This is a genomic window from Caulobacter sp. GW822-FHT07D08 (assembly GCF_058798735.1).
This window is the reverse complement of the sequence record NZ_JBXAKU010000002.1, coordinates 344,579-363,113: the sequence shown is the minus strand read 5'-3', so window position 1 is coordinate 363,113 and position 18,535 is coordinate 344,579. Positions and strand designations below refer to the sequence as shown.

The following is an 18,535-nucleotide window of genomic DNA, read 5'->3' as shown; positions in this document are numbered from 1 at the left end:
ACTCCCTGGAGAGAGGGATCAAGCCGCGCCGGCGGTGCTAGTTCGCGTTTCGGAGACAGCTGTGGCCTTCCGGACAGCCTCGACGGTCGCCTCGAACGCTAGCAGCGTCGAGGCGTGACGGGCGGGATAGTCCTTGACCGGCTCCAGCACAGCGAGCTCCGCGAACCGGCCCGCGGGAGGCGAACCGTTCATCTTCAGCATAGCGGCAAGTGAGTCGCGCGCCAACTCGATGTCGGAAAGTTCCGCACCGATGACATTGGCGCCCAGGATCGCGGCGGCGGCCTGGCCCAGGGCGCAGGCCGAGACCTCCTGGGCGTAGTCGACCACCTTGCCGTCCTCGACCACCACGTCGACGACGATCCGGCTGCCGCACAGCTTGGCGTGCTTCTCGGCGCTGGCGTCGGGCGCGGGCAGGCGTCCGGCTCGCGGCATGTTGGCCACGAGCGTCAGGATTCTGGCGCTGTAGAGGTCGTCGATCATTGGAAACTCAAGATGGGGTCTTCTGGCGCTCGGACCAGATGGCCTCGGCGCGATCACGAACGGCTTCGCCCATCTGCGTGAAAGCGGCCCGCAGCTTGCGGCGTTCCTCGCGGCTGACGAACCGCAGCAGCAAGCCCATGAAGAGCTCGCCGTTCGAGAAGGTCGAGTTGCTCGGACCCATGCTCTCGATCTCGAGATAGCGGATGGCCGTCACGAACCCGCCGATCCGGCTGGAGCGCCAGTGCAACTGCTCGTACGGCACCCAGTCCTGAACCACCGGCGTGATCACCGTGGCCGGCTGGCCGGGCAGGTGCTGCTCCAGGGTGAGATTCGTACCGATCTTCAGCTGCCCCTCGGCCTTGCGGTAGAGCGGGTTCCATGTCTCCCAGGACTCGAATTCCGAGACGATCTCCCAGACGATCTCGGCGGGGGCCTGGACCCCGATACGGTGCTCTACGGCGCGCTTCATCGGCTCGCTAACCCTTAGTCCTTCATTCGCCAGGTGGCGCCCGACGGGCCGTCCATGACCACCACGCCCAGGGCGTCGATCTCGGCGCGGATGGCGTCGGCGGCGGCCCAGTCCTTGGCGGCGCGGGCGGCCAGACGCTTGGCCAGCAGGTCTTCGACCTGGGCTTTCAGCTCGTCGGAGGCGTCGCCCTCGAACCAGCTGTCCGGGTCGGCCTGCAGGAAGCCCAGCAGGGCGCCGGCCTCGATCAGGCGGGCCTTGTTGGCGGCGATGGCGACCGTGTCGCCGGCCGTCACGGCCTTCTCGATCAGGCTGGAGACCTCGAAGAAGGCGGACGTGGCCAGCGGCGTGTTGAGGTCGTCCATCAGGGCGGCGACCACCTCTTCCGGGGCTTCCATGGCCTGGTCCAGCGGCACGTCCTTGGCGCGGCGCAGGGCGCCGTACAGGCGGTCCAGCGACTTCTTGGACTGTTCCAGCAGCTCCGGCGTCCAGTCCAGCGGCTGGCGATAGTGGGCCGAGAGCAGCGCCCAGCGGATCACCTCGCCCGGGACGTTCTTCAGCAGCTCGTGCGGGATGACGACATTGCCCAGGCTCTTGGACATCTTCTCGCCGGCCATGTCGAGGAAGCCGTTGTGCATCCAGTAGTTGGCCAGCACCGGCGTCTTGTGGGCGCAGCGGCTCTGGGCGACCTCGTTCTCGTGGTGCGGGAAGGCCAGGTCGATGCCGCCGGCGTGGATATCGATCGTGTCGCCCAGGGTCTTCTCGATCATGGCCGAGCACTCGATGTGCCAGCCCGGACGGCCCGCGCCCCAGGGGCTTTGCCACTCGGGCTCGTTTTCCTTGGACGGCTTCCAAAGCACGAAGTCGGCCGGGTGGCGCTTGTAGGGCGCGACCTCGACGCGGGCGCCGGCGATCATCTCGTCCAGCGGACGGCCCGACAGCTGGCCGTAGTCGGGGAAGCTCTGGGTGTCGAACAGCACGTGGCCTTCGGCGGCGTACGCCGAGCCGTTGTCGACCAGTTTGCCGATCATCGCGACGATCGCGCCGATATGGTCGGTGGCGCGCGGCTCCAGGTTCGGACGCAGCGCGCCCAGGGCGTCGGCGTCGGCGTGATAGGCAGCCAGGTAGCGCTCGGTGATCACCGAGATGTCGACGCCTTCCTCGGCGGCCTTCTTGTTGATCTTGTCGTCCACGTCCGTGACGTTGCGGGCATAGACCACCGCGTCCTCGCCATAGAGGCCGCGCAGGACGCGATAGAGCACGTCGAACACCACCACGGGACGGAAATTGCCGATGTGGGCGTGGTTCCAGACCGTCGGACCGCACACGTACATCGTCACCCGCTGGGGATCGGCGGGAACGAAGTCGCGCTTCTCGCGCGCCAGGGTGTCATGGATCTTCAGGGTCATTGGGTCGCGGCAACCTAACGTAACGGAGGTGTTGCCCCCGAAAGGGGCCGGCCCCATATATCTTCCTGATACGGTAAGGGCCATGTCGCGATGCGTCTAAATCGCTCCCCGCGCCGTATATGAAACGGGTGGCACGCGTAATTCCGGAGCGACAGGCGCTTCGGCGCAACTCAGCCCGTGGAAAGACCTCTGAAAAACATGGACGCTTTGTCCCGCGAGCGAACCCTGATCGGCTCTGAAACCGGTCTTGATCTTGAACCCGCCCAGCGCCCGACCCGAGACGAGGCCATGGCCGCCGTCCGGACCCTGCTGGCCTGGGCCGGCGACAATCCGGACCGTGAAGGCCTGCTCGATACGCCCCAGCGCGTGGTCGACGCCTATGGCGAATGGTTCGCCGGCTATCACGGCGATCCTGCCAAGGAGCTTTCGCGCACCTTCGAGGACGTCCAGGGCTATGACGACATGGTCATGCTGCGCGGCATCGACGTGCAGAGCCACTGCGAGCACCACATGGCGCCGTTCCTGGGCAAGGCCTGGGTGGCCTACATGCCGACCGGCAAGGTCGTCGGCCTGTCCAAGCTGGCCCGCCTGGTCGAGATCTTCGCCAAGCGCCTGCAGACGCAGGAGACCATGACCATGCAGGTCGCCGACGCCATCGAGGACCACCTCTCGGCCGCTGGCGTCGCCGTGCTGATCGACGCCGAGCACCAGTGCATGAGCACCCGCGGCGTCCACCACCATGACGTCTCGACGATCACCACCCAGTTCCGCGGCGTGTTCAAGACCGACAAGGTCCTGCAGCAGCGGTTCATGGACCTGGTGACGCGGAAGTAAAAAACGAGACCTCCTCCCCCAGGCGGGGGAGGAGATGCGTTAAGTCTAGGCCGCGCGCCAGATCCCCTCGCGCAGCCGCGCCACGCAGGCGTCCACCGGGCGGTGGACCAGCGTCACCAGCACGAAGCTGATCAGCATCAGAAGATACCAGGCGCCCATCTTCTCGATCGGCACCAGATGCCAGCCCTGGGCCTGGTTGGGATAGATCCAGGCTCCGGCGAAGGTGCCCAGGTTCTCGGCGAACCAGATGAACAGCGACACCAGGACAAGGCCCATCAGCATCGGCATGCGGCGGGCGACGTGGTCCGGCGTGAACACGAACCAGGTCCGGCCGAACAGGATCGCCGACAGGGCGAACAGCCCCATCCGGAAGTCGACGATGTAGTGGTGGCTGAAGAAGTTGGCGTAGATCAGCACCGCCAGGATGTGGGTGCTCCAGAACGGCGGATAGCGCACGAAGGTAATGTCGAAGAGCCGCCAGATCCGCGCGATGTAGCTGCCGACGCAGGCGTACATGAAGCCGGTGAACAGCGGCACGCCGCCGATGCGCAAGAGACTGGGCTCGGGATAGATCCACGAGCCGTGGGCGGTCTTGAACAGCTCCATGATCGTGCCGACGACGTGGAACATGAAGATGACCAGCGCCTCGTCCCAGCGCTCCAGCTTCAGGGCCAGCAGCATCGCCTGGATGGCGACGGCGGCGATCACCAGAAAGTCGTAGCGCGCCAGCGGCGCGTGCTCCGGCCAGAACAGATGGGTTCCCACCATCAGCGCCAGCATCAGGCCGCCGAACAGGCAGGCCCAGGCCTGCTTCAGCCCGAACAGCAGGAACTCGTAGGCATAGCCGTTCCAGCGCGACTGGCGCGCCCACGGCCTCGCTTTCACGTCCAGCGCCGCCACGCCGGCCTTGATGCGGTCTTTCAGGTTCATCGCGTCCCCCGGAGCGCGACGCCGCGATCCAGCTTTCCAAAAAGCCTGCTCAGGCAGGCTTTGCGGAGTGGGAAACTAGCGCAGGGCCTCGCCCTGCGCCATATGTGGCGCCATGAGCACCGACCTGTTCCCCCAAGCCCACAGCAAGCACGATCTGGAGCGCGGAACCGCTCTGGCCCCACGCTTCAACGCCGATGGCCTGGTCGTGGCGGTGGCCCAGCACGCCGACACTGGCGAGATCCTGATGCTGGCCTGGATGAGCGCCGAAGCCCTGAAGCTGACGGTCGAGACGAACATCGCCCACTATTTCAGCCGCTCGCGGGGCGAGCTCTGGAAGAAGGGCGACACCAGCGGCCAGTTGCAGGACGTCGTCGAGCTGCGGGTCGACTGCGACCAGGACGCGGTGCTGCTGAAGGTGCGCCCGCGCGGCGACGGCGGCGCCTGCCACGTCGGCTTCCGCTCGTGCTTCTACCGTGTTCTTGAAGACGGACAGCTGGTCGAGCGGGAAGCGCCCCTCCATGACCACGCCTGAGGCCCTGATCGCCTTCACCCTGGCCGCGGGCCTGCTGACCCTGACGCCGGGCCTCGACACCGCGCTGGTGATCCGCACCGCCGCCGCCGAGGGACCGCGCCGCGCGACCGGGGCGGCGATCGGGATCGGTCTGGGCTGCTTTATCTGGGGGGCGGCGGCCTCGTTCGGGGTCGGCGCCCTGCTGACCGCCTCGCAAGCCGCCTATACGGTCCTCAAGTGGGTCGGCGCCGCCTATCTGGCCTGGACCGGGATCCGCATGATCCTCAAGCCTCGCGACCAGTTCGAGCCCGGCGAGATGAAGGCCATCGACGCCGGCCCGATCGCGGCCCTGCGGCGCGGCCTCTTGACCAACCTGCTCAACCCCAAGGTCGGGATCTTCTACGTGTCGTTCCTGCCGCAGTTCATCCCGGCCGGCGCCGATCCGGCCCGGTTCGGCCTGCTGCTGGCGGGCATCCACGTGGCGCTGGGCCTGCTGTGGTTCGCCGCCCTGATCGCCGCGACGGTGCCGATCGCCGGTCTGCTGCGCGCCCCGGTGGTGGTGCGTTGGCTGGACCGGGTGACCGGCTGCGTGTTCGTGGCGTTCGGCCTGCGCCTGGCGCTGGAAAGGCGGTAGGTGATTGCTCCTCCCCCTTCATGGGGGAGGTGTCGGCGGAGCCGACGGAGGGGGCCCCGCAGGCGCCCTGCGGGTCGGCCCCATCCACCACTGCGTGGTCCCCCTTCCCCATAAAGGGGAAGGAGAAGCTCATCACGCTTCCTTCAGCGCCTCGACGCCGCCGCCGGCGGCGGGCGTCACGACGAAGCGCTTGAGCACGCTGGTCTCGTATTTCGGCTCCAGGATGGTCGAGACCGCCACCAGGTCGCCCGTCGCCTTGCCGTGTTCCAGGGTCAGCAACACGAAGCCCTTGGCGCTGGCGTGACTGTAGCGGACTTCCTTGTTGCGCTGGACGAAGGCTTCGCCGATCGGGGCGCCGGGCATCAGGTCGCCATAGCCGGGCGAGGTGATCGAGGTCGCGCCGAATTCGACGGCCACCCGCTTGTCGCCGCCGTCGTTCCACAGCTCGTTGGCCCAGAACATGTGGCTGTCGCCGGCCAGCACGATCGGCCGGGCCTGGGCGGCGGTGAAGATGTCGTAGACCCGCTGGCGATCGGCCGGATAGCCGTCCCAGGCGTCGAGGTTCGACGGGATCTCGTAGGCCGACATCGCCACAGACTGGGCGACGCGCTTCCTGGCGTAGTCGGGCAGTTGGGCGACCAGGGCCCCGAACTTCTCCTCGCCCATCGTCTTCTGCAGGTTGGGCGTGGCGACGCGGGCCATGACCACCTGGTTGCCCAGCACCTGCCAGGCCGTGCCGGCCTTGACCGAGGCGCCGACCTGACCGGCCAGCCACCGCTCCTGATCCTGGCCCATCATCCGGCGCGAGGGATCCTTCCACTTGGCGACGAAGGCGGCGACATCGGGCTTGCCGTCGACGACCGGCAGGTCGGTCTCGTAGTCGAGCTGCTGGCTGCGCGCGGTCAGACGCGTCTCGGTCATCAGCAGGGTGACGACGTCGCCGAACTGGAAGCCGCGCCAGGCCGCTTCGGGCAAGGCGCCCGCCGAAGGCTCACGGATCGGCATCCACTCATAGTAGGCCTTCAGGGCGGCGGCCTTGCGGGTCGCCCAGTCACCCTCGGTCTTGGGGGTATGGTTCTCGGCCCCGCCGATCCAGCTGTCGTTGGCGGTCTCGTGGTCGTCCCAGACGACGATCCACGGCGCGCGGGCGTGGGCCGCCTGCAGCATCGGGTCGGTCTTGTAGATACGGTGACGACGCCGGTAGTCGTCCAGGGTGACGATCTCGTGCGGCGGGTCGGGCATGCGCGTCTTGGCGGTCGGCGAGTTCATGCCGTAGTCGCCGGGCGCGCCGCCATACTCGTAGATGTAGTCGCCCAGGTGCAGCACCGCGTCGACGCGCGGCAGCTTGGCGATCGCGTCATAGGCGTTGAAATAGCCGTTCGGATAGAGGCTGCACGAGGCCACCGCCAGGACCACGTCCTTGGTCGCGCCGGTCGGCAGCGTGCGGGTGCGGCCGACCACCGCCTCGCCGACCGGCTGGCCAGCGCGGCTGGCGCGGAAGCGGTAGTGGTACTCGGTCCCCGGCTTCAGCCCGGTCACGTCGACCTTGACCGTGTGGTCGCGTCCGGCGTCGGTGGTGGCGTGACCCTGGCGGACGATGGTCTTGAAGGCCGGATCGCTCGCCACGTCCCAGCGCACGCCGACCGGCAGCTTGGCGCCCGGCGCGGTCACCCGCGTCCACAGGATCACGCGGTCCTGCAGCGGATCGCCCGAGGCCACGCCGTGGTCGAAGCTGACCGGGCCATCGTGCATGCCCTTGACGGTGGCGGCCGCGGCCTCGCCGGCGGCGGCGCCCGACAGGCCCAGCAGGCCCAGAACCTTACGACGATCGATCTGCATGGAACGGCCCTCCGGTGAGCGTACGAAACAATGGAAAACGGGGAGCTGTCGAGCTCCCCCTCAAATCCGATCTTCCCGGCGAAAGCCGGGACCCAGATCCCAAGGCGTTTGGGCTGATTGGAAGAGCGTTGAGCTCTTGGAACCTGCCCTAGCACTCCTCCATCTGGGCCCCGGCCTTCGCCGGGGAAACGGTGGTAAGGTTAGTGACGGAACGTGACGCCAACACCCATGAAGCGCGGCTTGCCGGCGATGAAGGTCGGGATGCCGAAGCTGTCGCCGGTGTTGCCGGCGTCCTTCAGGTACTTCTGGTCGCTGAGGTTCTCCACGAAGGCCTCGACCTTCCAGCGGTCGTCGGCGGCGCCGAAGCCGACGCGAACGTTCAGCAGGCCGTAGGCGTTCTGGTACTCGTCGACCTTGGTGTCGGGGAACAGGCCCGCCGACTGCAGGTCCGAGCGGTCGTTGTCGTCGTCGAAGAACATCTTCGAGCGCCAGGTGTAGGTCGGGGTGAAGGTCAGCTTGCCGCCCAAGGCCTCGTGGCTGAACGCCGCGCCCACCGAGAAGGTGCTGTCCGGCGACAGGCGGAAGTGGTTGCCCTCGCGCAGGCCGGTCTTCAGGCGGGCGTGGTTGTAGCCGTAGGTCGCGAACAGGGTCCAGTAGTCGTCGGCCTGGACGCGGGCCTCGCCCTCGAAGCCGTAGGCCTTGGCCTTGCCGGCGTTCAGGGTCACGACCTGGGCGCCCTGGCGGAAGCTGGTGGCGAAGTTGTCGTAGTCGTAGTGGAACACCGCGCCCGACAGGAACACGCGGCCGCCGGCCAGCTTGGCCTTGGCGCCGCCCTCGACGCTGTTGACCTCTTCGGCGTCGACGACGTTGAAGCGGGCCGAACCCAGGGGCGCGGCGGGGGCGCTGGTCGAGATCACGTCCGGGCGACGGCCGCGGGCGTAGGACGCATAGAAGCTCAGGTCGTCCGAAGCCGCATAGCGACCGACCAGGCGCCAGGTCAGGCCGCTGTCGTCGATCTTCTTGCTGAATCGGTCGCCGTTGTTCGCCGTCGGCTGGGTGATCAGGCCGACCATCGGCAGGGCCGGATTGTTCACCGCGTTCGGCTGGGCGGCCAGGAACAGGTTGGTCGGGGTCGGGGCGGCCAGCAGGATGCCCAGGATCGAACGGCCGTTGTCGACGCTTGAGGTGTAGGCGGCCTCGCGGTCTTCGCTGGTGTAGCGGATGCCGGCCGTGATCTCGAACTTGTCGGTCAGCTTGAACGTGCCATCGGCATAGACGTCGTAGGCGGTGTTCTCGCTGTAGTTGGCGAAGGTCTCGCGGTGGATCGGCTTCAGGTTCGAGACGATCCCCGGCGCGATGGCGGCCGGAATGCCGAAGCCCAGCTGCAGCACCTGCGCCAGATAGGCCGGGTTGGTCAGCACGGCCAGAGGCTGCGGGTTCGGACGGCTGATGCCCAGGGGCGTGTTCCCGGCCAGCAGCGCGAGCACCAGACGCTCGTCATACTGTCCAGGAATCCGCCACGAGCCGGTCTCATGGAAGTAGTTGCCGCCGACGAAGCCCGAGAAACGGCCGCCGTCGTCATAGCGCAGGCGCAGTTCCTGGCTCTGCTGACGGCCCTTGGCGTCCTCGGCGAAGGTCAGGATCGGCAGGCTCGTGCCGTCCGGATCGAACACTTCGTTGGAGTGGAAGGCGCGCGTGGCGGTGATCGACGACAGGGTCAGGCTGTCGCTGAGCTTGTACTCGGCCAGGGCGGTCAGGCCGTAGACCTTGCGGTCCAGGCCCAGCGGCTTGCCGCCTTCGAAGCCGGCGCCCGGCGACAGGGTCGCGGCGGAGGCCACGCCGGTGTCGCCCAGCACCGCGCCGGTGACCGGGTTGGTCGGGTTGAAGGTGTGGCTCTTGAACGAGGTGCCGGTGGTGTCGTCGACCTGGTAGTTGCCGATCAGGTCGAGCTTCAGATTGCCAGGCTCCAGGTGATAGGCGACGCGCACCGCCTGGGTGTCGGTCGAGTTGTAGGGGTCGCCGCCGGCCGCGTCGTCGACATAGCCGTCGACCTGGCGGGTGCGGGCGGCGATGCGCAGCGCGCTGCCGTCGCCGAACGCGAAATTGACCATGGCGTCGCCGGTGAAATAGCCGCCGGTGCCGCCCTCGGCCTTCAGCGCCCAATCGGTCTTGGCCGGGTTGGCCTTGTTCTGCACCAGGTTCACCGCCCCGATCAGGGCGCCGCGGCCGAACAGGGTCGACTGCGGGCCCTTGGCGACCTCGACACGCTCCATGTCGAACAGCTCGACATACGAGCCGCGCGAGCGCGAGATCGACACGCCGTCCTGATAGATCGACACCCGCGCCTCGTCGGCGGACGAGCCGGAGTCGGAGGTGATGCCGCGCATCACGAAGCCGGAGTTGTTGTTCGACTGGTTCTGAACCAGGAAGCCGGGGGTGAAGGCCGACAGCTCCTCGAACGACTTGACGCCGATGGCTTCCAGGAACTTGCCCGAATAGGCGGTGACCGCGATCGGCACCTCCACCGGGTCCTGGGCGCGCTTCTGGGCGGTGATGACCAGTTCGCCCAGCTGGGTGGCCTGATCGTTGTTGGCCGGCGTCTCATCGGCGGCCATGGCCGGAGCGGCGATGGCCAGGGCCAGGAGGCTGGCGGTCAACAGCGTGGTGGTGCGGAAAGCGTGCATCGATTATCCCCTCGGCGCCGTACTAGACCTGGGCCGTAGGCATGGGCCATGTCGGCTACGCGACGAGTGCGTGACGGAGCGATGAAACCCCGGTGGATAGAGTCGAAGACCAGCTGGATGACGACGCCCTGGACGCCGATGCTCCCGAAGCGGGCGCCGGCGAGACGCTGACCGCCGACCTTCCCGACAGCCTGGCCGGCCAGCGCCTGGACAAGGTGCTGGCCCCGCTGTTCCCCGACCTGTCGCGCGCCCGCCTGCAGGCCCTGATCAGCGAAGGCCGCCTCTCCCTGGACGGCCAGCCGATCACCGACGCCTCGCGCAAGGCCAGGGCCGGGACCTACATGCTGTCGGTGCCGCCGCCCGCCCCGGCCGATCCTGAGCCGCAGGCCCTTCCGCTCTCCATCCTCTACGAGGACGAGCACCTGATCGTGGTCGACAAGGCCGCCGGCATGGCCGTGCATCCGGCGCCCGGCACGCCGGACGGCACCCTGGTCAACGCCCTGCTGCACCATTGCGGCGACAGCCTGTCGGGCATCGGCGGCGTGGCGCGGCCGGGCATCGTCCACCGCCTCGACAAGGACACCTCCGGCGTCATGGTCGCCGCCAAAAGTGACGTGGCGCACCAGGGTCTGTCGAAGCTGTTCGCCACCCACGATATCGACCGGCTCTATGTCGCCCTGACGCGCGGCGCGCCGTCGCCGGCCCACGGCACGATCGACACCCTGCTGGGCCGCTCGCTCGGCGACCGCAAGAAGATGGCCGTGCTGAAGTCCGGCGGCCGTCAGGCGATCACCCACTACCGGGTGGAGGCCGCGTTCGGGCCACAAGACAAACCGCTGGCCGCCCGCGTAGCGTGCCGCCTGGAAACCGGCCGCACTCATCAGATTCGCGTCCACATGGCCAGCAAGGGTTCTCCTTGCCTGGGCGATCCCGTCTATGGCGCCAGCCAGGCGGCGGGGCCGGTCCGCGAGCAGGTCGCGGCGGCGGGCCTCAAGCGCCAGGCCCTGCACGCGGCGGTGCTGGGCTTCGTCCATCCCGTGACCGGCCAGATCCTGCGCTTCGAGACGCCCCTGCCCCCTGACATGGCGGCGCTGGAGGCGGGACTGGAAACGCTCTGAACCCGGCCCATATTCACAAGGCGGGTTAAACTTGCGCCCTGGCAACAAAAGCGCCCTAATTGCGCTGGCTTACCGGTCTAGTTCTTGGGCGGTCCAGTTTATCGGCCGGGTCATGTTGGAGCGTCCCATGCGGCATCATCTCGCGATTATCGCCCTGACCGCCGCGAGCATGAGCGCCGCCGTTCTCGCTGGCCCTGCTTTCGCGAGCGAGGACGACGAGGTCATCGCCACCGCCCAGGCCAAGCCCTCGGCCCAGGCCCTGACCGCGACAGCTCCGGCCGCTCCGGCGGCGCCGGCGCCGGTCAGGCAGCTGACCACCCAGGAACAGATCGCCGCCTTCATCGCCGCCAATCCCGGCCCCGAGGTCGACGACGGCCCGCGCGGCCTGCTGCCCGCCGACCGCGACGAGAACGGCAAGCGCAAGGTTCATGGCGAGATGGGCGTATCCGTCGGCACCGGCGGCTATCGCAGCGTCTACGCCTCGGGCCTGTTCCCGGTCGGCGAGAACACCACGGTCGGGGTCGCCGTCTCCAAGACCGACTTCGGCAAGCATGGCGGCGGTTGGTACGACCCCTACTATGGCGGCGGTTATGGTCCCGGTTACGGGTACGGCGGCGGCTATGGCTACGGCCCGGGATATGGTCGCACGCGCGGCGGCGAGAGCCAGTCGGTCGCCCTGTCGATCATGACCGGCAACCGCCGGAGCGGCTCCGACACCCCGGACGGCTGCGCGCCCGGCTTCCGCGATGGCGGCCGTTATGTCGAGCCGCTGTGGGTCGAGGGCATGCGCGACGGAAGCCATCCCTGCGCCGCCGCCGACAGGCGCTGAGCGGGCCGGCGCCAAACAGCCCAGAAACCGTCGAAAGCCGTATCGCCGTTCGCGGATGTTTAACGGCTTGGCCGCCATGGTGCCGGCCTCGGGCGTCTGAGGCAGATTGATGCAGCCGGAAATCATCGCATACCACCATCCCGCGACGGGGACGGTAACCTATCTGATCGTCGATCCCGCCACCTATCTCTGCGCCATTGTCGATCCGGTCCTGGACTTCGATCCCGTCACCGAGGCGGTGGACGCCAGCTTCATCAACCGGATCATCGCCGAAATCCGCGCCCGCGACCTGGGCCCGACCTGGATCCTGGAGACCGGCCTTCACGCCGGCCACGTGTCGGCCGCCGGTCATCTGAAATACGAAACCGGGGCCTCGGTCTGCATCGGCGCCAAGGTCGTCGAAAGCCTCAAGCGCCTGGCCCCCAAGTTCGGCGAGCCCATGGTCGACCTGGACGGCTGGGACTTCGACAAGCTGGCCAAGGACGGCGAGCCCCTGCCGATGGGGGGCTTGCAGATCTCCACGATCGCCGTGACCGGTCGCCTGCCCGGCGCGGTGGCCTACAAGCTGGGCGACGTCCTGTTCACCGGCGACCTGTTGCTGGCCCCCGCCGAGGGCGCCGGCCGCTGCGACATCCCGGGCGCGGACGCGGGCAAGGCCTGGGACGACGCCCGCAAGTTCCTCAAGCTGCCACCACAGACCCGCATCCTGCCCGGCGTCTGCGCCGGCGAGGCGTGCGAGTCGACCGTGGCCGAGGAGAAGGCCGCCAACATCCAGCTGAACGACAAGATCGACCGGCTGGACTTTGTCGCCCTGCGCACCGCCGCCGACGCTATCCTGCCCGACCCGGTGCTGGCCTCCGCCGCCCTGCGCGTCGCCATCCGCTCGGGCAAGCTGCCGTCCGAACCGGAAAGCGGCCCGCGCTTCCCGCCGGTGGATATCTCCAAGCTCTAGGCTTTCGTTTCGCGACGGACCCGCGGCGAAGCGACGGAAAAACCATCGCCGTTTTCCGCTGCACTCAGATGATTCCGCGACCGAAAGGCAGAGAGCCTGTCCGCTTCGGATGTCCCATCCGAAACGGATAAACAGGCTCTCTTTCAAGAGTTTGGAGCATGGCGGTCGCCGAAACCGGCAACCACTTTCGGCTGTCATGCTCCAGGCGGAAAAAAGCTGGGAAGAAGGGCTTGCGTCCCAGCGGCGACGCCGCTAGGTATCGCGCCCTCGACCTCGGGCGGTTCCAAAAACCGCTCGGAACGGCGGCCTGGAGAGGTGGCAGAGTGGTCGAATGTACCGCACTCGAAATGCGGCGTGCCTGGAAGGGCACCGTGGGTTCGAATCCCACCCTCTCCGCCACCACCCTGGATTAAGCGACTGTTTTCCCTGCAGATTTCAAAGGCGCAGGCCACTTGGCCCCACCTTGGGCCCCACTTTTGATTCGCGATCCTATGGGGTCAGCCAGAATCGAGCTCGACCCCCATATCCAACAACCCGGCGACGCGGGCCTCATCTGGCTAGTTTCGGGTGCTGACCCGTATCGACGCTTACGCCCGGCTTTCCGCCTCACGGCGCAGCACTGCCAGGTAAGGATGCTGCGGTAGCAGGGGTTCCAGCGCGGGCTCCAACACCGTCCGCCGGTTCGGGTCTTCCTCGCAAAGCTGGTGCAGGACAGCGCCGACCAGCCGCAGGTCGGGATTGGCCAGCCGGTCACGTTGCATTTCGAGGCGCTGGAGATACCGGCGGTCGGGCGTATCCGGAAAGGCGTCGATGCTGGATTGAACGTCCTGGGCAAGTTCACTCAAGCGAACACCGAGGCCGACTATCATGGCCGCGTCGAGAAAGGTTTGGATTTTCTGGAGCATGCGGGCTCTTAGCAAGCTTAACCATATGGCGCGCCAAAAAAGTCGCTTGGCCCGCGACTTTCGGATGACGGCGTTATCATCGGCGCGCCCTGCGTGCGGTCCGCTAGGCTAGCGGCAACCGGAACGCAAGATTTGCGTGGCATGCTGCACGCATGGCCCTCGCCTTCACGCCCGTGAAAGATCGTTCCACCGACCGCCGCCGCGCGCCACGTCAACGCACGTTGCTCGCGGCGCGGTTCTCCTACGGTGAGCCGGCCCAGACCGCCGCCTGCGGCGTACGCAACCTGAGCCCGGCGGGCGCGCTCGTCGAACTCGAAGGCCCCGTCTTGCTCGTGCCACCGTTCCGGCTGCTGCTCGCCCGCACAGGCACGGTCTATGACGCCACCTTGGTGTGGCGGCACGGCCTCCGGCTCGGCGTGGCGTTCACGGGCGCGCATGATCTCACCCAGCCTGTCGATCGCCAGGTGCAGATGCTCCAGGCGATCTGGCGAGAGATGGCGTTGCGCTGACATCGGATGCGTGGGCCGCGCGTGGCGAGACGACTTGACCCAAGCCTAACCGATGGCGGCTGGAAGTGCCGGTGCGAGAGACCCAGGAGACCCAAACGCAGCAAGGGGTATCCCGGCCCCGGCGCTCTACAGGATCAGGAGCGGCGAAGAGGGCGCCCGCGCGACCACGCGCGGCCTTGGTCGTAGTAGTCTCGCAACGCGCGCCAGGAGTTGGGCGTCATCAAAGGGCTTGGTCAGAAAATCTCGCGCACCGAGCGCTAGGGCGCGCTGTACGTCGCCGGGGGCGTTGCGAGCGGTCAGCACCATGACCGGTATCGGCGCGAGCGGGAGCTTCTTGCGCAAGGCATCCAGAACGCCGAACCCGTCGAGGCTGTGCATGTTGATGTCCAGCACGACGGCGGCCGGGCGCGTCTGCTGGATACCTTGAACGGCTTCCCAACCGTCTCGACCATAGGCGGTGTCGTAGCCGGCGAGCGTCAGGCGGGTGACGATCAGGTCGAGAACGCCGCGATCATCCTCGGCCACGAAGACCCTCCCCTTGCGCGCTTCAGGCTGCGTCATCAAGGGGATCCTCCGGCCAAGCCATGGCTTTGGCGATCGCCGTCAATAAATTCACCCCTGTCAGGGGTTTGCCAACCATGCCATCGAACAGACCCGTGGCTTGGGCCTGATCGACGTCCGCCGAGAAGGCGAGGATCGGAATGGTGGCGTTGGGCCCGTCCTCGGTGCGGATGCACCGGGCCGCGCCCGCGCCGTCAAGGCCTGGCATGCGAAGATCCATCAGGATGATGTCGAACGGCGCCGTGCTGGCGACCGCCACGGCGCCCAGTCCGTCCGCGACCTCGGTGAGTTCGACGTCAAACGGCGAGAGCATCGCCCGGACGAGATCGCGGTTGATCCGATTGTCATCCGCCACGAGGATTCGGCAGCCGGCGGGCAGCACAATCTGATCTTGTGGCGGAGCGGCGATGGGCGCGGCGACGTCCAGTTCGGGAGCTGGAATTGTAAACCAGAAGCAGGACCCTTCACCGACCTTGCTCTGCGCTCCGATGTCGCCGCCCATGGCTTCGGCGAGGCCCTTGCAGATCGCCAAGCCAAGACCGGTGCCGCCGTGTTTGCGGGTCGAGGACGCATCAACTTGGGAGAAACGTTGGAACAGCTGATCGGCGCGATCCTCGGGAACGCCCGGGCCAGTGTCTGTCACCGCGAATGACAGGAATCCGCCAAGCGGCTCGAAGATGGCGTCAACGCGGACGCTGCCGACCATCGTGAATTTCACGGCGTTGCCGATCAGGTTGAGCAATATCTGGCGCATCCGGTCGGGGTCGGCCCGCACGGTCCGTGGCAGAGTCTCCAGCCCGCCCAGGTGAAGCTCAATCCCCTTCTCGGCGGCCTGGGTCGCAAAGAGGTCGAGGGTTTCGGCCGCCAACTTCGCGGGCGACATCGGTCGTGGCGCGATCTCGACCTGGCCGGCTTCGAGCTTGGAGAAGTCGAGAATGTCATTGACCGTCAGAAGCAGGGCCTGGCCGGCGTTGCAGGCGCGCTTTAGATAGCCGCGCGTGGTGTCCGACAACTCCGGCTGCTCCTCAGCCAGCCGCGAGAACCCCAGCACCGCTGTCAGCGGCGTGCGCAACTCGTGGCTCATGTTGGCCAGGAACTCCGACTTCACGGCGGCGGCGGCCTCGGCCTCGGCGCGCGCCGCTCGCAACTCCGCTTCCAGCACTCTACGGGCGGAGATGTCGCGCACGACATCGGTGATCCCGGTGATGGCGCCGGTCTCTGGGTCAAAGGCCAGGGTCGGGCGGGCTTCCAACCACAGCTCGCGTCCATCCTTGTGCCGCACGCGATATTCCACGGCGATCGGCGGTTCCGCGCCTCGCGATTTGAACTGTTTGGCGACGGCGGCTTGCACGCCGGGTACGTCTTCGGGGGCGATCCAATCGAGGATGTTGGTCCCGACCAACGCCTCGGGCGCATAGCCGGTCGTGGGGAGGATTGACGGCGAGACATAGGTCACCTGCCCCTTGACGTCGCTGTGCATGATCAGGTCGCTGGCGTTTTCCGCCAGGAGCCGATAGCGCGCTTCGCTCTGAGCGAGGGCGGCCTGCGCGTGTTGCTGCTCGGTGACGTCGCTCATCGTGCCGACCACGGCGACTACTTGGCCATCGGCGTCCTTTTGGACCAGCATGTTTCCAGTAATGTCTCGCAACTGGCCGTCCGCCCGAATGAGGCGGAAGACGGCCTCCATCGTCGGCTGGCCCGTGGTGAGGGCGCGGTGCAAGCGCTGGCTGGACTCGGCTTGATCGTCCGGATGGGTCATGGCCAGGAGGGCGTCGAGGTCGAGCGGCAAGGCGGGGTCGAGACCGTAGATCTGGTACATCTGTTCGGACCAGGTCACCGACCGCGTCGCCACCTCCAGCCGCCAGTGACCTAGTCCGGCCATGCGCTCGGCCGTTGCCGCTCTCTGGGCCTGTTCTCGGGCCTCATCGCGCGCGGCGATCGTCGCGTCCTCAAGCGCCTTGCGGTCTGTCGCGTCGCGGATTACCGCCACGATCTCGAGCGGCTGATCCTGTTTGTCCCGCACCAATCGGAAGCTGGTCTCGACCCAGACGGTCCGCCCATCCTTGTGGATCGCTCTGTGTTGAAGGGTCTTTTGCTCCAAACCTTGGGCCATCTGTCCGAATATCGCCAGGATCTGGGATCGGTCGTCTTGGTGGACAAAGTCCTGAGCTGAGCGACCGGTCATCTCCTCAGGTCGATAGCCGAGAAGCCGCTCGATCGTCGGCGAGATGTAGCCGCTGCCGCCGTCCAGACGGATGCGCGTGACGACGTCGCTCATATTGTCGGCGAGCAACTTGTAGCGACGTTCGCTGCGCTTGATCGCATTCAAGATGCGTGTCTGATCGGTGATGTCCTGGAATACGCCGAACACCGCCGTCGCCTCGCCGTGCTCATCGAGTTCGCACACGCCCCTGGAGATCACATCGCGAATCTCGCCGTCTGGACGGTTGATGCGCAGTTGAGCTTCAAAAGAGCCCTTGGCGGCCACGGCCTCCCTGACGCAGGCCGTCAACTTGGCCCGGTCGTCGGGATGATAGAGGGCTAGCGAGTTCTGGAGGTCGGGTTCAAAGTCTTCGCGGCTGACCCCATGGATCGTATAGACCATGTCCGACCAGCCCACATCGCCGGCTCCGACCTCAATGCGCCAATGGCCGACGCCCGACACGCTCTCGGTCAGTTCCAGCAGACGCTGCTTTTCGCTGGCCAACCGATGCGCGCGCGCCAGTTCCAGTTCATCAACGACGATCCTGGCCAGCATCTTCAGGCGGTCGAGCTTGGCGGGTCGCAGGCGATGGCGCGGTCGGGTGTCGATGACGCACAGGGTGCCGAGGGGTCGGCCGTCGCGCGTGGTCAGCACCGCGCCAGCATAGAAGCGGATATTGGCGGCGCCGGTGACGAGGGGATCGGCGGCGAAGCGCGGGTCCTCCATCGCATCCTCGACGACCAGCAGGGCATTGGGGCCCATGAGAAGAGCCTCGGCGCTGAACGTCCAGGCCTGCGGCGAGCTGTTGGCGGCTACGGCGGGCATGGATAGGGGCGATGAGCCGTCGACCTCGATCAAGGACACCAGGGCGAGCGGGGTCTTGAAAAGGTCGGCCGCCAAGGCCGTCACAAGCCCGAACCGTTCTTGGGACGGCCGGTTCAGCGCCTCAAGTATCTGAAGCGCTTCAAGACGCCGCGCTTGCGCTCCTTGCATGGCCTACCGTTTCTCCGTTTTGGCCCTTCTCGCACAACAGCGTTACCGCAAGGGTTAATCATAAGCGCGACAATCGAGCGCAGGCTCCTTCACGGGGGGCGAGCCGCTCTGGCGGATGGCAGCGTGCCGCTGCGGCTCTCGCCTGGCGGTACCGCTCCAACAGATGGCTCCCATCGAACCTAGTTGAGCGTCAGCGTAGCGCCATCTCCCGCCAAATCGCCTTGAGCAGCGCCACCTGCGGATCCACGGCGGGGTTAAGATCGTGGGCGATACCGAACGGCGCGTCCGCCGAGGATCTCGCAGAACGGTTCCAGCGCGTTGCTGACCCCTTCACCGCCCTGGTTCTGGCCTTTGGGTCCCTATCAGCTTGGCGGGCGTCCGCCGAGGATCACCCGCAAGTCCGGTACGACAGCGTCCCCCGCGCCAGGCGGCGCCGTAAGCGCTTCGGCCAGGAGTTCCAGGAGCTTGCCAGACACAGCTCCGCTGTGGGCCCGAGCCACGCGAGTCAGGGCGTCCGCGGCCTCCGAACTGGTCACGACGCCCTTGACCGAGAGCAGCGAATACAAGGTCATGAACAGCCCTGTTTGGTATTTGAAGAGTTCTTCCAAGTGGCTATCGGTCATGATGTACTTTCCTGATCTGCCCCAAATTCACCGACCTTGATAGATTTTCCTACAA

The 18,535-nt window shown here is 67.0% G+C and carries 17 protein-coding genes and 1 tRNA gene; 8 read left to right on the top strand and 10 right to left on the bottom strand.

What is annotated here, in order from left to right; translation table 11 throughout:
- Positions 1 to 18 precede the first annotated feature (18 nt).
- From AC1RJ9_RS05500 to cysS, 3 genes are read right to left on the bottom strand one after another with little or no spacing between them, the layout of a single operon-like run.
- On the bottom strand, positions 19 to 480 hold the full coding sequence (locus AC1RJ9_RS05500; protein ID WP_492836715.1) for an iron-sulfur cluster assembly scaffold protein: 462 nt from the start codon (positions 478 to 480) through the stop codon (positions 19 to 21).
- 7 nt (positions 481 to 487) lie between these two features.
- Positions 488 to 949 (bottom strand): SRPBCC family protein, encoded by a 462-nt coding sequence (locus AC1RJ9_RS05495; protein ID WP_492836713.1) that lies wholly within the window; start codon positions 947 to 949, stop codon positions 488 to 490.
- Positions 950 to 963: 14 nt separating this feature from the next.
- Positions 964 to 2,355 carry a cysteine--tRNA ligase gene (gene cysS, locus AC1RJ9_RS05490; protein ID WP_492836711.1) on the bottom strand — a complete coding sequence of 464 codons (1,392 nt, stop codon included), beginning with the start codon at positions 2,353 to 2,355 and terminating at the stop codon, positions 964 to 966.
- Positions 2,356 to 2,553: 198 nt separating this feature from the next.
- On the opposite strand from cysS, the gene folE reads away from it, so the two are divergent.
- Positions 2,554 to 3,189 carry a GTP cyclohydrolase I FolE gene (gene folE / locus AC1RJ9_RS05485; protein ID WP_492836709.1) on the top strand — a complete coding sequence of 212 codons (636 nt, stop codon included), beginning with the start codon at positions 2,554 to 2,556 and terminating at the stop codon, positions 3,187 to 3,189.
- 45 nt (positions 3,190 to 3,234) lie between these two features.
- On the opposite strand, the gene AC1RJ9_RS05480 is transcribed toward folE, so the two are convergent.
- The gene (locus tag AC1RJ9_RS05480; RefSeq protein WP_492836707.1) at positions 3,235 to 4,119 is read right to left on the bottom strand and encodes a DUF817 domain-containing protein; all 885 of its coding nucleotides are present in this window, start codon (positions 4,117 to 4,119) and stop codon (positions 3,235 to 3,237) included.
- 112 nt (positions 4,120 to 4,231) lie between these two features.
- On the opposite strand from AC1RJ9_RS05480, the gene hisI reads away from it, so the two are divergent.
- Both hisI and AC1RJ9_RS05470 read left to right on the top strand, forming a co-directional pair.
- Positions 4,232 to 4,651, top strand: a complete 420-nt coding sequence (gene hisI / locus AC1RJ9_RS05475) for a phosphoribosyl-AMP cyclohydrolase (RefSeq protein WP_492836705.1) — start codon at positions 4,232 to 4,234, stop codon at positions 4,649 to 4,651.
- Positions 4,638 to 5,264, top strand: a complete 627-nt coding sequence (locus AC1RJ9_RS05470; RefSeq protein WP_492836703.1) for a LysE family translocator — start codon at positions 4,638 to 4,640, stop codon at positions 5,262 to 5,264. The genes hisI and AC1RJ9_RS05470 overlap by 14 nt, the downstream gene beginning before the upstream one ends.
- A 132-nt stretch (positions 5,265 to 5,396) precedes the next feature.
- On the opposite strand, the gene AC1RJ9_RS05465 is transcribed toward AC1RJ9_RS05470, so the two are convergent.
- Complete coding sequence (locus tag AC1RJ9_RS05465; RefSeq protein ID WP_492836701.1) at positions 5,397 to 7,103, bottom strand: alkaline phosphatase D family protein; 1,707 nt, start codon at positions 7,101 to 7,103, stop codon at positions 5,397 to 5,399.
- A 200-nt stretch (positions 7,104 to 7,303) separates the two neighbouring features.
- Complete coding sequence (locus AC1RJ9_RS05460; protein WP_492836699.1) at positions 7,304 to 9,787, bottom strand: TonB-dependent receptor; 2,484 nt, start codon at positions 9,785 to 9,787, stop codon at positions 7,304 to 7,306.
- A 92-nt stretch (positions 9,788 to 9,879) separates the two neighbouring features.
- Here AC1RJ9_RS05460 and AC1RJ9_RS05455 point away from each other — a divergent pair, with 92 nt between their 5' ends.
- The 4 genes from AC1RJ9_RS05455 to AC1RJ9_RS05440 all read left to right on the top strand — a co-directional run bounded on the left by AC1RJ9_RS05455 (position 9,880) and on the right by AC1RJ9_RS05440 (position 13,085).
- A complete protein-coding gene (locus AC1RJ9_RS05455; protein ID WP_492836697.1) occupies positions 9,880 to 10,905 on the top strand; it encodes an RluA family pseudouridine synthase in 1,026 nt (341 codons plus the stop codon).
- A 127-nt stretch (positions 10,906 to 11,032) separates the two neighbouring features.
- Positions 11,033 to 11,734, top strand: coding sequence for a hypothetical protein (locus tag AC1RJ9_RS05450; protein WP_492836695.1), 702 nt, complete (start codon positions 11,033 to 11,035; stop codon positions 11,732 to 11,734).
- Positions 11,735 to 11,840: 106 nt separating this feature from the next.
- Positions 11,841 to 12,686: an MBL fold metallo-hydrolase gene (locus AC1RJ9_RS05445; protein WP_492836693.1), complete on the top strand. Its 846-nt coding sequence runs from the start codon at positions 11,841 to 11,843 to the stop codon at positions 12,684 to 12,686.
- A 309-nt stretch (positions 12,687 to 12,995) separates the two neighbouring features.
- Positions 12,996 to 13,085, top strand: a tRNA-Ser gene (locus AC1RJ9_RS05440).
- Between the two features lie 188 nt (positions 13,086 to 13,273).
- Here AC1RJ9_RS05440 and AC1RJ9_RS05435 read toward each other — a convergent pair.
- The gene (locus tag AC1RJ9_RS05435; RefSeq protein ID WP_492836692.1) at positions 13,274 to 13,591 is read right to left on the bottom strand and encodes a hypothetical protein; all 318 of its coding nucleotides are present in this window, start codon (positions 13,589 to 13,591) and stop codon (positions 13,274 to 13,276) included.
- 152 nt (positions 13,592 to 13,743) lie between these two features.
- On the opposite strand from AC1RJ9_RS05435, the gene AC1RJ9_RS05430 reads away from it, so the two are divergent.
- On the top strand, positions 13,744 to 14,100 hold the full coding sequence (locus AC1RJ9_RS05430) for a PilZ domain-containing protein (RefSeq protein WP_492836690.1): 357 nt from the start codon (positions 13,744 to 13,746) through the stop codon (positions 14,098 to 14,100).
- Positions 14,101 to 14,226: 126 nt separating this feature from the next.
- On the opposite strand, the gene AC1RJ9_RS05425 is transcribed toward AC1RJ9_RS05430, so the two are convergent.
- The 3 genes from AC1RJ9_RS05425 to AC1RJ9_RS05415 form a co-directional block, all read right to left on the bottom strand.
- Positions 14,227 to 14,625, bottom strand: a complete 399-nt coding sequence (locus AC1RJ9_RS05425) for a response regulator transcription factor (RefSeq protein ID WP_492836688.1) — start codon at positions 14,623 to 14,625, stop codon at positions 14,227 to 14,229.
- 22 nt (positions 14,626 to 14,647) lie between these two features.
- A complete protein-coding gene (locus AC1RJ9_RS05420) occupies positions 14,648 to 17,857 on the bottom strand; it encodes a PAS domain-containing protein (RefSeq protein ID WP_492836686.1) in 3,210 nt (1,069 codons plus the stop codon).
- Between the two features lie 362 nt (positions 17,858 to 18,219).
- Entirely contained in the window at positions 18,220 to 18,480 is a 261-nt protein-coding gene (locus tag AC1RJ9_RS05415) for a hypothetical protein (RefSeq protein WP_492836684.1), read from the bottom strand.
- Positions 18,481 to 18,535: the final 55 nt, after the last annotated feature.